The following is an 11,982-nucleotide window of genomic DNA, read 5'->3' as shown; positions in this document are numbered from 1 at the left end:
GTCTCGCAACCGCACCCGCTACGACCCCATGACGCGGTCGATCAGCTCCTCGACCTGGGTGTTGAGCCTGGCGCCGCGCGGCCACCCGGCATAGTGGGTAAGGAAGATGACGATCTCGCGGAGCTCGTCGGGAGTGAGCTCCCCGGTCCGCAGGGCCGCGTCCAGCTGGAGTCTGACCTCGTCGCTCATGTCCTGGCCGACGAGGAGGCCGAGCAGGAGCAGCCGGCGGTCCCGCACGCTCAGGCCGTCTCTGGACCACACCTCGGCGAACAGATGTTCCACGGTCATGCCGAAGAAGTCGCCGGGACCGTCATGGACGTGGTCGTGGCCGTAGACCCTCTTCATGATCTCCAATCCGCAGGCCCGGCGGACAGGGGCGCTGTCGTCCGCGTGGTCGTTCATGAGGTATTCCGAGTCCGTCGGTCGGCCGGTTCCTTCGTTCGAAACGGTCAGGGCTTGGCCGTCGTCGCCTTCCTCGGCGGAGGGAGGCGAGAAGCCGCTCTCTTCGGGGAGCGGAGAAGTCACGAGCGGATCCTTCTCACTGGTAGGCCTGACATGTATCAATATGTCGTGCCAGGGATCATGGGGCGTTACAGGTTCGGCCGGCTTCCGCGACTCACATGATCGGCTTCGTGTCTGATTCCACGCTCTGTAACAAGTGAAGCCAACATAACGCCAAGATTTGGTCAAGACTTCTGAGTCGTGAGAGGAGGGGGACGTTCGAAAAACGGGCACAACTACCTCGTTGGTCCGCAAAGCGGAGGTATAGCCCTGATGAAAAGATCAAGGGCCAGGCTCGCCGCGGTCTTGGCAGGGGTTGTACCCGCCGTGCTCGGTGGGCTGACCGGATGCGCGGGTCCGGAGTTCACCTACGTTCCGGGTCGCCAGGCTCCTTCCCGCGGAGCGCGACGCGGTCTCCTTGAACGGCATACGCAACTCCGTCCTCCCCGTCACCGAGTCGCTTCGCATGGAGTACGCGCAGCTCCCCGGCCCTATGCTGAGCGGCTTCGAACTGCTCGCCGACGAGGTTCTCCAGCTGGGGGACGGCCTGCGCGGGGTGCACGTGCGCTTCAATTACGTGGTCCGGGGCGCCGGTGTGCAGAGCTCACCGAGCTGTCAGGTCTGAAGAAGCCGCGAGGCATCATCAATCGTCATGTCCGAAGACTGCTCGGCATGCGGCCCAAGCCGCCGCCCAAATATCGGATCCTCGTCATGGTGACTCCTCCGCTCCCTAAGGGAGCGGCTTCTCGCTAAGCCGCTTGCGCAGCCCGGCGAAGGGCAAGCCCTGCCCGGAGAATATTGCGGGCCGCGTTCACGTCGGCAGGCGCGGCATGCCCACACGCCGTACACCGGAACACCGCCTGGCTGACGCGGTTCCCGGCAGCGCAGTGCCCGCATTGGGCACACGTGCGGGAGGTGTTGGCGGGGTTGACTGCGATCAGCTCGCGACCGGCGCTTTCAGCCTTGTGCGCGAGGACCCGCAGGAACACCCCCCAACCCGCATCCAGGATCGACCGGTTCAAACCGGACTTGGCCGCGACGTTCGTGCCGGGCGCCTGGATCGTGCCGGACGCGCTGCGGGTCATGTTGGCGATCCGCAGGTCCTCGTGCACGATCACGTCATAGGCGCCGACCAGCGCGAGTGCGGCCTTGTGCGCGTCGTCGAGGCGTTGACGACGCACCGTGGCGTGCAGCGCGGCGAGGCGGGCCACGGCCTTCCGCCGCCGGGTGGACCCGCGTTCTTTGCGGGCGAGCGCGCGTTGTGCCGCCGCAAGACGGTCAGCGGACGCGGCCAGGTGACGCGGGTTGTCGACGGGGTCGCCATCTGAGGTGGTGACCAGGGAGGCCACCCCCATGTCGATCCCGACCGCCGCGCCCGTGGCGGGCAGCGGCTCGGCGGGCACCTCGTCGCACGACAGCACCACATACCAGCGGGAGCCTTCGCGGGTGACGCTGATCGTCTTCACCCGGCCCTTGACCCGGCGGTGCCGGTGCACCCGCACCTGCCCGATGCCCTGCAACCGCACGAACGTGGCGGCCGGGTGGTGCGGCTGGGCGTCCCACCGGCAGCCGTCGCCGTCCCTGGGCCAGGTCACCGTGTCGAACCGGCCGCGCCCCTTGAACCGCGGAAACCCCGGCGTGCGGCCGGAGCGGACCCGGGCGAAGAAGGCCGCGAACGCCTTATCGAGCCGTCGCAGGGTGGCCTGCTGGGAGGAGAACGACCACCGGCCCTGCCCGCCGGGGTCATCGGCACGGATGTGCTTGAGCTCGCCGGACTGATCGCCGTACCGGACGGTCACCCCGGCCCTGCGGTAGGCGGTGCGCCGGTGCTCCAGCGCCGCGTTGTACAGGACCCGGTGGTCCTCCAGGCAGGCGGCCAGCGCGATCTGCTGGTGACGGGTGGGACGCAGCAGAAATTTATAGGATCTACGCACGGCCGCTCACCGTGACGCCGATCAACTCCTCAGGGTTGGCCCGGAGCATTTCCTCAAGGCGTACCGTGACGCGCTCCCCCGGGACGGGGCGGCGGCACCGGGGGTAGCACGCGCCGCAGCATTCGAGGTCAGACGCCTTGCCGGAAAAGGTACGCACCCGAGGAGCCACCCGGTCAATGTAACGGCATCGCCCGCCCCAGGTCCGGGGAAAGACCGGAAAGACATCCCGGTGGGGACGGTATTCCCCCGTCGCCTGAAGGCGACGGTCCCCTGCCGAGGCTTTGATGGCGACGAACATGCCCGACGCGCTGGACGAGGCGCTGCTGCGGCCGGGCCGTATCGACCGCATCTACAAGGTGGGTTATCCGTCCAAAGCGGGTCGCGTCCGCACCTACCGAGGTTACTTCGACAAGGTCGACCACGAGCTGACCGAGGAGCAGCTGGACAAGCTGGCCACGATCACGCCCTACGCCACCGGCGCCACGATCAAGGATCTGGTGAACGAGTCGCTGATCACGGCGATCCGCGACGGCCGGGAGACCATCACGTGGTCGGATGTGACCAGGGCGAAACGGCTCAAGCAACTCGGGCCGCCGGAAGACGTGGAGTACATCGAGCGCGAGCGGCACGCGGTGGCCGTGCACGAAGCGTGTCATGCCGTGGCCGCCTACCGCACCCGCTACCACCTGGAGATCGACATCGCGACGATCGAGAAAGGCGCCGACTACCTCGGCATGGTCGCGAGCATCAAGCCCGAGGACCAGTTCACCCGGTGGAAGTCCGAGCACGAGGCCGACATCATGGTCTCGCTCGCCTCGCTGGCGGGGGAGCGGATGTTCTTCGACGAGGACAACTCCTCCGGCGTCTCCGGCGACCTGTTCTCGGCCACCTATCTCACCGCGTTGATGGAGGCGCACTGGGGCATGGGACGAGGGGTGACCTCGGTGCCCGCGCTGCAGGAGCTGGACATCGTGGGCGGCAAGTCGATGCCCAAACCCGGTGGCACCGGCGGCGTCGGCTTCACCAGGACGCCGGGTGGCGGGCAGGCGCTGGCCCCCGACGTGCTGGGCGAGCGCATCGAGTACAACCTGGTGCGCCTGCTGGAGGCGACCGAGACCCTGCTGGGGGAGCATCGGCGAGAGGTGCTCTGCCTGGCCCACGCGCTGGAGACCCACAAGACGCTCAACGGCGACGACGTGGTCGCGGTCCTGGAGCACCGGCCGGGACCGCTGGTGGACGGCTCCGCCTACGCCTCGGACGAGTTCTACGCGGAGATCGAGGAATATCACCTGGAGGCCGCGAGGGCGCACCGCGAGCACAGCCGGGTGGAGCGAGAGCTACCCGCCCCGGTCGTCCCGCCCCGGCTCGAACCCGCCGCGGCGCTCGTCCAGGGCGTGGTCGTGACGGGCAACGGTCACGGCTCCGCACTGCCCGCCGCGGTGGGGCCGGTGGCCGCCGCCGAACCGGACTTCGTGCCGTGGGGTGACGACGGCCAGGCGCTCCGCCCGCCGTCGTCACCGGAGGCTCCGTCGCCCGGACCCTCGCCGGCCGGGCCCTTACCAGCCGGACCCTCACCGGCCGGACCCTCACCGTCCGGGCTTTCGCCGTCCGGTGTTCCGGCACGGAAGAGGGGGCCGCGGCTCCGGACGGTGGCGGTGGTCGCGGCCAGTCTGGCCGCGCTGGCCGTGTTCACGGGGCTCGGCGCCTACGCGCTGAGCGGAGAGGCGAACGTGGTGGTCGCGGAGAACGGGACGCTGCAAACCGGGGCACTTCAGCCCGGGGCGCTCGTGGTGGTGCTCGGTGCGGTGGTGACGGTCGTCCTGGTGGCGGGCATCGCCTTCGCGGTGATCCGGGGAAACCAGGCCACCCGGGCCAGCGCCGAGGCCCAGCGGGACCGTGCCGTGGAGCGGGCCCAGCTCCTGGCCGCCGCGATGGACCCCAAGGTCGCGATGCGGATTCTCGGCTACAACGGCGCCGACGACCCCACCTCCCGCTGAGGACTCCGGGGGAACCGGTGACCGGTTCCCCCGGAGACGTCTTCAGTCGAACTCGCCGTTCTTCACGCCGCCGACGAAGGCGTCCCACTCGCGCTGAGTGAACGCCAGGGCCGGGCCGTCCGGGTCCTTGGAGTCGCGGACGAGGTAGAGCTCCTCGGCGTCGGCCTTGTGCCCGGCGATGGCCGGGTCACCGGGCACGACCGCCACTTCCACGCAGTCGCCTCCGTTGGTGCTGCGACTGCTTTTGCGCCACGCGACGCTGGACAGATCCATCGTGGACCCCCGTACTCTCTCTTCCTATTGGTGGGTGAAACAACTCTTCGCCATCTGGGCGATGAAGGCGGCCGACGCCTCCGTGCCGAGAGCCAGTGCCGAAAGGCTCCCGAACATGAGCGTGTAACGGCGCACCTCCTCCGGGTCCTCCGGCACGAGCCCGCTCGCGGCCTGTTCCAGATAGACGAGATCGGGATCTCCGGGCTCGGGGAAGCTGAGCAGGCAGAACTTGCCGTCCATCGCGGCGTGCGCCCCGGAGGAGAACGGGATTACCCGGATCTCCACGTTGGGCAGCCTGCTGAGGTCGACCAGTCGTTCCAACTGCTCGCGCATCACCTCGGGCCCGCCGACCTGACGCCGGAGTACTGCCTCGTCGAGCACCGCGACAAGTTGGATCGGGTCACCGGGACCGTACAGCAACTGCTGACGCGAGATGCGAACGGAGACCTTCTCATCGACCTCGGAGGGGGCCTGGGTCATGGCGGTCGCCTCGATGACGGCACGCGCGTACGCTTCGGTCTGCATCAGGCCGGGGACGACGAGTGGCTCGTAGGAGCGCACCACCGACGCCTCCGCCTCCAGCCCGATGTAGGAGTCGAAACCAGGCTTGAGCGCCTGGCGGTGCCGGTGCCACCAGCCTCGCTGGCGGGCTTCCCTGGCCATCTGGATCAGGGAGGCCCTGGCTTCTCCGGTCACGCCGTACACATCGGTGAGGGCCGACACGTCGGAGGGTTTGGGACGGGTCAAACCCGTCTCGTATCTCCAGACGGTGGTGTCGGTGGAGCCGATCCGTTCAGCCACCTCCACCCGTGACAGCCCGCTGTTCTCCCGCAGGCGACTCAGTTCCGCCATCAGACGGCGATGCCGGGCCGTGGGACTGCGCCGGGAAGCCATGCACGTACCTCCGTCCGGGGGCAAGGAAACTGTGGAATCTCAATATGAGCTATTGAAGTCCCTGGTAGAAAAGTTCACCGTGAGTGAGTGTGCCATCTCGGAGTGCGACGTGCATGGGAATATGTATGTCGGGGAGTGAGGCCAATCATGACGACGGGGCAGCAAACCGTTCCGCCTCGATCGACGGTCACTCTGCGGGGGATTCCGGAGTCGGTGTCGGCGGCCAGGCGGCGGATCAGAGAGCTCCTCGGAGAGGGCCATCCCGCCTCCGACGACGTCATCCTGCTGGTCAGCGAGGTGGTGACGAACTCGGTTGTCCACTCCGGGTCGGGCGGCGGAGGCCGGGTGGCGATGACCGTGGCGGTGAGTTCCAGGACCGTCCTGGTGGAGGTCTCCGACGCCGGATCGGGATTGTCGGTGCCGCACGTGCGCAACGATCCGGACGCGGAGAACGGGCGCGGCATGTTTCTCGTCGACCTCCTCGCATCCAGGTGGGGAGTCCGGGATGATGACCCCGGCGGGTTCAGGACCCTCTGGTTTGAAGTCGCCTTCTGACCAGGGGGCGAAGTCCATGTAAGTCCTGAAATTTGGGCCTTTGCGAATCGACATCCTTGCCTGACTCTCGGTGCAGGCACGTGACAACCCCCCTAGATCACGTGTCTGAGGAGGACGCAGGTGAGACGTCGTCTGATCGTGATACTCACGATCCTGGCGCTGTCGTGCCTCGGCATGACCGGAGTGGGCGCCTCGACCGAGCCGCCGCCGAACAGCCAGTACAAGGTGCAGGGCCCGAGCAACTCCCAGCAGCGAAGCGCGGTCGCGGCCACCGGCGCGGCGATCGACCAGGTGGACCCCGGCTCCGTCGTGGTCACCGCCACGGAGGCCGAGGTGGCCGCCATCAGGAAACTGGGCTACACCGTGACGGAGATCCCCAAGGCCTTATCCCCGACCGCCCGGGCCTTCGACTTCCCGCCGGCGGACTCCGGCTACCACAACTACGCCGAGATGACGGCCGAGATCAACCAGATCGTCGCCGACCATCCCGCCATCGCCCGCAAGTTCAGCTACGGCACCTCCTATGAGGGCCGTGACCTGATGGTCATCAAGATCAGCGACAACGTCGGCACGGACGAGAACGAGCCCGAGGTGCTGTTCACCCACCACCAGCACGCACGGGAACACCTGACCGTCGAGATGGCGATGTATCTGCTCAACCTGTTCACCGACAGCTACGGCACCGACAGCAGGATCACCAACCTGGTGAACTCGCGCGAGATCTGGATCATGCCGGACCTCAACCCCGACGGCGGAGAGTACGACATCGCCTCCGGCTCCTACCGCTCCTGGCGGAAGAACCGGCAGCCCAACTCCGGCTCGTCGTCCGTGGGCACCGACATGAACCGTAACTGGGCCTACAACTGGGGCTGCTGCGGCGGCTCCTCCGGTTCCACCTCCAGTGAGACCTACCGCGGCACGGCGGCAGAGTCGGCGCCTGAGGTCAGGGCGGTCGCCAACTGGGTGCGCGGCCGGGTGGTCGGCGGTGTGCAGCAGATCAAGACGAACATCGACTGGCACACCTACAGCGAGCTGATCCTGTGGCCGTACGGCTACACCTTCGACGACACCGCTCCGGGCCTGACGCAGGACGACCACGACGCCTTCGCCGCCCTGGGCCAGAACATGGCCTCCACCAACGGCTACACCCCCCAGCAGGCCAGCGACCTCTACATCACCGACGGCTCGATCGACGACTGGATGTGGGGCACCCAGAAGATCTTCAGCTACACCTTCGAGATGTATCCGACCGGGGCGTCCCCGGGCTTCTACCCGCCCGACGAGCAGATCGTCCCCCAGACGACCCGCAACCGGGAGGCCGTGCTCCGCTTCCTGGAATACTCGGACTGCGTCTACCGGATCATCGGCAAGGAGGCGCAGTACTGCAACAGCGGTCCTCCGCCCACGACGGTCTACTCCGACACCTTCGAGACGGCGACCGGCTGGACCGCCAACCCCGGCGGCACCGACACCGCCACCACCGGCCAGTGGGAACGCGGTGACCCCGAGGCCACCACCTCCAGCGGCGCCAAGCAGCTCGGCACCACGGTCAGCGGCACCAACGACCTGGTCACCGGACGACTGGCCGGCGCCTCCGCCGGAGACCACGACATCGACGGCGGCACCACCAGCATCCAGTCCCCGGCCGTCACCCTGCCCTCCGGCGGCACGCTGAGACTGGGCTTCTCCTGGTATCTCGCCCACGGCTCCAACGCCTCCAGCGCCGACTTCCTGCGGGTCCGGGTCGTCGGCTCGACCAGCTCCCAGGTGTTCCAGCAGCTCGGCGCGGCCACCAACCGCAACGGCGCCTGGGCCACGGCCAGCGTCGACATCTCCGCCTTCGCCGGGCAGACCGTCCGGATCCTGATCGAGGCCGCCGACGCCTCCGGCGCCTCCCTGGTCGAGGCCGGAATCGACGACGTCAAGATCACTCAGCAGTCCTGATCTCCTCCGGGGCGCCCCGTTCTCACGGGGCGCCTCCGCCGGACTGCCATGGCGGGGCGCAGGCGAGGGTGGGACGGCCGCCTGGCCGCCGGGTCAGGCGCGGCAGATCAGCTCGCCGTGGAGCAGGGACAGCCAGCCGTCCGGCTCGGCGGCCCACCTCCGCCAGCCTTCGGAGATGCGGCGCAGGTCGTCATCGGTGGCGGCGCCCGAGGCCAGGGCCTGGCGGGCCATGTCGGACTTCACGATCCGTTCCGCCCACATGCCGCCCCACCAGGCGCGATCCTCCGGGGTCGCGAAGCACCAGGTCGAGGTGCTCGCGGAGATGCCGGCGAAGCCGGCCGCGCGGGCCCACGACAGCAGCCGCCGTCCCGCGTCCGGCTCGCCGCCGTTGGCCCTGGCGACCCGCTGGTAGAGGGTCATCCACTCGTCCAGCTCGGGCGGCTCGGGGAACCAGGCGAACGCGGCGTAGTCGCTGTCGCGGATCGCGACGATCCCGCCGGGTCTGCAGACCCGGCGCATCTCCCGTAGTGCCTGGACCGGATCGCCGACGTGCTGCAGCACCTGATGGGCGTGGACGACGTCGAAGGTGTCGTCGGGAAACTCCAGCGCGTGCACGTCGGCGACGCGGAACTCGATGCCGGGCTGCCCGCGCCGCTCCGCCTCCGCCCGCGCCAGGGCGAGCGCCTCGGCGGTGACCTCGACCGCGGTGACCACCCCGGGGGCGACCAGCGCCGCCAGGTCGGCGGTGATGGTGCCGGGCCCGCAGCCGACGTGCAGCAGCGACATCCCCGGCGTCAGGTGCGGCAGCAGGTAGGCCGCGGAGTTCTCCGCGGTGCGCCATCGGTGGGACCGCAGCACCGACTCATGGTGTCCGTGGGTGTACACGACGTTCTTCGCTGACATGGAAGACCACTCCTTCGGCCGGGTTGTCCGACCATAACAGGAGTCTCATATTTTAAGAGGAATCATCTCAATATATGGCTGGATAAATTCACGCGTGCCCGGCGCTTGCCGCCACGCGAAACCGCGCTCACACTCGGGTCGGGTACCGGTGTCACGATGGGGGTGGTCCCCGTGCACGAGGAGTTCAGCACTCGCGAGACCTGGCCGATGGAGTGCCTGCACTGCGGGCGCCTCTGGCAGGAGGAATATCTCGTCCGCCGCCTGACCGACGAGCACGGCCACGACGTCGTGCTCTGGCTGCGGTCCGGTGTGCTGGTACAGCCGCCCTGGTCGGGAGTGAGCTGCCCCGGCTGTGGCGACGCCAGCGTGAAGGCGTTCCCCACGGGCAACCGCCCGCACCGTGCCGTCCGCGGGGGCAGGCCCGCGCCGGCCGCGAAGCCCGGCCCCGTGCCGGCCCCGGCGGTGAAACCGGACTCCGCGCCCGCGCGGGTCCCGGCCGCGAAGTCCGGTCCGGCGCCCTCCCGGGGGTCGAGGCCTGGGCGCCGCAGGCCGCCCGTCCTGCTCTACGCGCTTCTCGGGATCGCCTTCCTGCTCCTCACGAGCTTCGAGGCGGTCCAGTACGTCGCCGCGCACCACTGAACGCGTGAATCCGTGAGGGACCGCGCCGCAGCACGCGGTCCCTCACGGGTCCCGGCCGGTCTGGTGACCTTCCAGGCGGACGGCGACCCCGCGGGCCGTACGGGTGCCCCTGCCGTACGGGCGCCCCTCAGGAACGGCACGCGGGTCGGCGGTGAAGAGGTGAGACAGGTGCCGGGGACCCCGGAGCCGATCCGCCCGTGAGGATCACATCGGCCGCCGCGGCACCTCCCTCACCTACGGACATGCCGCGATCACGGTGGGGGCAATCCCTCGGCACGGCAAAGTCAGAGCCGGAAGTCCAGATCGGGGACGATCTCGGCGACGTCCATCTGGGCCTTCTGCAGCCTGCCCGAGTAGTCCCAGTTCATCGCCTGCCAGCGGGTGAACTGGTCGAGCACCCACATGCCCGACTGGCGGCTGCCGTTGCCGGACTTGCCGTTCCCGCCGAAGGGCAGGTGCGCCTCCGCGCCGGAGGTGGAGTTGTTGACGCTGACCATGCCCGCGCCGATGCCGGCGCGGAAGCGGAAGGCGGACTTGGGGTCGGTGGTGTAGATGGAGGAGGACAGCCCGTAGCCGGGCCGGTTGGCCAGCTCGACGGCCTCGTCCAGCGTCGAGAAGGTGGTCACGCCCACGATCGGGCCGAAGGTCTCCTCCATGAACAGCCGGTCGTCGGCGCGCACGCCGTCCACGATCACCGGGTGGTAGTAGAGCCCTCCGTCCCCGGAGAAATCTCCGCGCGGGTTGTCGCCGGTGATCCGGCCGGCCGGGCCGGAGACGACCGTGTGGTGCGGCTGGATCCAGCCCAGGAACTCCTCGTATCGGGAGGCGAACTTGTGGTCGAGGAGCGGCCCGCACAGCACGTCACCGGCCGGGTCGCCGATCGTCGCGGCCGCCACGGCCCGCGTGTAGCGGTCGAGGAACTCGTCATGGACGCTTTCGTGCACGATGACCGTGCCGAGCGAGGTGCAGCGCTGCCCCGCCGTGCCGAACCCGGCGAACAGCGCGCCCTCCACCGCCAGGTCCAGGTCGGCGTCGGGCATGACCACCATCGGGTTCTTGCCGCCGAGCTCCAGACAGGGCGACTGGAGGTGCCGCCCGCACAGCTCACCGATCCTCCTGCCGACCTCGGTGGAGCCGGTGAAGCCGACCTTGTGCACCGTGCCCTCGGCCAGCGCCGACTCCAGGCCCTCGAACGTCGCGGGGCCGTCGGCGAGCACGAGGTTCAGCACTCCCTCGGGCAGCCCGGCGGCCGCGAACAGCCGGTAGAGCGCGTGCGCGGAGGCCGCGGCGTACTCCGCGGGCTTCCACACCACCGCGTTGCCGGACAGCAGCGCCGGAACGAGGTACCAGGACGGCACCGCGACCGGGAAGTTGCCCGCCGTGATGACCGCGGCCACCCCGACCGGAACCCGGAAGGTGAACAGGTTCTTGTCGGGCATCTCCGAGGGCACCGTCTGCCCGTAGAGCCGCCGCCCCTCGCCGAGGAAGAAGTCGCACGTGTCGACGATCTCGCGGACCTCGCCGAGGGCCTCGGCGTGCGGCTTGCCGATCTCCCGGGTGACCAGGCGGGCCAGGGACTCGGCGTTGGCCTCCACCAGCCGCCCGATCGAGGCGATCACCCTGCCCCGGACGGGCGCGGGCACCTGCGCCCACTCCTTCTGCGCTTCGGCAGCCGTACGGCATGCGGAGGAGAATGTCTCCGCGTCGGCCAGCTGGACTCGTGCGACCACCTCGTCCACGCGGGCCGGGTTGATCGAGTCGTAGGCCGTGCCGTTGGGGGCCTGCTTTCCGCCGATGACGGAGACGATCTCGCGGGTCACCGTTGACCTCCTCATATGGGGTTTGTGACCGCATTCTTCCCGCAGACGGGCGAGTCGTCACACCATGCGGAAGTCGGCGAAGTCGAATCCGGGGGAGACGACACAGCTCACGAGCACCCCCTCGTGCCCTGCCGGGCGGGCGGCCTGCCAGGTTCCGGCGGGAACCAGGGCCTGCGGAACCTGCCCCTCCTCCACCGCGGGACCGAGGGTCACCGTGCTGACCGGTTGTCCCTCATGGCCGCCGAGGGTCAAGGTCAGCGGGCCGCCCCGATGCCAGAGCCACACCTCGTCGGAGCGGACCACGTGCGGGCGCGACTCCTCGCCCGGCTCCAGCAGGAAATAGATCCCGGTGGCGGTGGCCCGTGCCCCGCCGTACCCCGGCGGGGTGAGTTCGACGGAGGTCTTCCAGGTCTCCCGGTACCAGCCGCCCTCGGGGTGCGGCAGCAGGTCGAGGGCTTCGGCGAGCGAGGGACGGGCAGGTGTAGTCATTGCACAGATCCTAGAGAAAGGATCACCCCTTGG

The 11,982-nt window shown here is 69.1% G+C and carries 12 protein-coding genes; 5 read left to right on the top strand and 7 right to left on the bottom strand.

All coding sequences use genetic code 11. The features are described 5' to 3' along the window. Nucleotides 1–18: 18 nt before the first annotated feature. Nucleotides 19–525: a carboxymuconolactone decarboxylase family protein gene (locus ACFY2X_RS15815; RefSeq protein WP_389938443.1), complete on the bottom strand. Its 507-nt coding sequence runs from the start codon at nt 523–525 to the stop codon at nt 19–21. Between the two features lie 394 nt (nt 526–919). Here ACFY2X_RS15815 and ACFY2X_RS15810 point away from each other — a divergent pair, with 394 nt between their 5' ends. Then, nucleotides 920–1,126, top strand: coding sequence for a hypothetical protein (locus ACFY2X_RS15810; protein ID WP_389938440.1), 207 nt, complete (start codon nt 920–922; stop codon nt 1,124–1,126). Nucleotides 1,127–1,250: 124 nt separating this feature from the next. On the opposite strand, the gene ACFY2X_RS15805 is transcribed toward ACFY2X_RS15810, so the two are convergent. Further along, nucleotides 1,251–2,435, bottom strand: coding sequence for an RNA-guided endonuclease InsQ/TnpB family protein (locus ACFY2X_RS15805; RefSeq protein ID WP_389938437.1), 1,185 nt, complete (start codon nt 2,433–2,435; stop codon nt 1,251–1,253). Between the two features lie 284 nt (nt 2,436–2,719). Here ACFY2X_RS15805 and ACFY2X_RS15800 point away from each other — a divergent pair, with 284 nt between their 5' ends. Beyond that, on the top strand, nt 2,720–4,432 hold the full coding sequence (locus ACFY2X_RS15800) for a hypothetical protein (RefSeq protein ID WP_389938434.1): 1,713 nt from the start codon (nt 2,720–2,722) through the stop codon (nt 4,430–4,432). 42 nt (nt 4,433–4,474) lie between these two features. Here ACFY2X_RS15800 and ACFY2X_RS15795 read toward each other — a convergent pair whose 3' ends face one another. Both ACFY2X_RS15795 and ACFY2X_RS15790 read right to left on the bottom strand, forming a co-directional pair. Next, the gene (locus ACFY2X_RS15795) at nt 4,475–4,705 is read right to left on the bottom strand and encodes a DUF397 domain-containing protein (protein WP_389938431.1); all 231 of its coding nucleotides are present in this window, start codon (nt 4,703–4,705) and stop codon (nt 4,475–4,477) included. A gap of 24 nt (nt 4,706–4,729) precedes the next feature. Next, nucleotides 4,730–5,557 (bottom strand): helix-turn-helix domain-containing protein, encoded by an 828-nt coding sequence (locus ACFY2X_RS15790; RefSeq protein ID WP_389938429.1) that lies wholly within the window; start codon nt 5,555–5,557, stop codon nt 4,730–4,732. Between the two features lie 189 nt (nt 5,558–5,746). Here ACFY2X_RS15790 and ACFY2X_RS15785 point away from each other — a divergent pair, with 189 nt between their 5' ends. Together ACFY2X_RS15785 and ACFY2X_RS15780 are read left to right on the top strand one after the other, a co-directional pair. After that, the gene (locus tag ACFY2X_RS15785) at nt 5,747–6,154 is read left to right on the top strand and encodes an ATP-binding protein (RefSeq protein WP_389938426.1); all 408 of its coding nucleotides are present in this window, start codon (nt 5,747–5,749) and stop codon (nt 6,152–6,154) included. Between the two features lie 120 nt (nt 6,155–6,274). Next, nucleotides 6,275–8,098, top strand: coding sequence for a M14 family zinc carboxypeptidase (locus tag ACFY2X_RS15780; protein ID WP_389938424.1), 1,824 nt, complete (start codon nt 6,275–6,277; stop codon nt 8,096–8,098). 93 nt (nt 8,099–8,191) lie between these two features. Here ACFY2X_RS15780 and ACFY2X_RS15775 read toward each other — a convergent pair whose 3' ends face one another. Further along, on the bottom strand, nt 8,192–9,001 hold the full coding sequence (locus ACFY2X_RS15775; protein WP_389938421.1) for a class I SAM-dependent methyltransferase: 810 nt from the start codon (nt 8,999–9,001) through the stop codon (nt 8,192–8,194). Nucleotides 9,002–9,157: 156 nt separating this feature from the next. On the opposite strand from ACFY2X_RS15775, the gene ACFY2X_RS15770 reads away from it, so the two are divergent. Beyond that, nucleotides 9,158–9,640, top strand: a complete 483-nt coding sequence (locus tag ACFY2X_RS15770) for a hypothetical protein (RefSeq protein ID WP_389938419.1) — start codon at nt 9,158–9,160, stop codon at nt 9,638–9,640. Nucleotides 9,641–9,924: 284 nt separating this feature from the next. Here the strand turns inward: ACFY2X_RS15770 and ACFY2X_RS15765 are convergent, their stop codons facing one another. Further along, the gene (locus ACFY2X_RS15765; RefSeq protein ID WP_389938417.1) at nt 9,925–11,460 is read right to left on the bottom strand and encodes an aldehyde dehydrogenase family protein; all 1,536 of its coding nucleotides are present in this window, start codon (nt 11,458–11,460) and stop codon (nt 9,925–9,927) included. Between the two features lie 57 nt (nt 11,461–11,517). Next, nucleotides 11,518–11,949, bottom strand: coding sequence for a cupin domain-containing protein (locus ACFY2X_RS15760; protein WP_389938414.1), 432 nt, complete (start codon nt 11,947–11,949; stop codon nt 11,518–11,520). Nucleotides 11,950–11,982 lie beyond the last annotated feature (33 nt).

Source organism: Streptosporangium sp. NPDC000396 (genome assembly GCF_042898655.1).
Taxonomy (GTDB): domain Bacteria; phylum Actinomycetota; class Actinomycetes; order Streptosporangiales; family Streptosporangiaceae; genus Streptosporangium.
The sequence above is the reverse complement of the archived record's forward strand: the minus strand, read 5'-3'. Positions and strand labels throughout refer to the sequence as shown.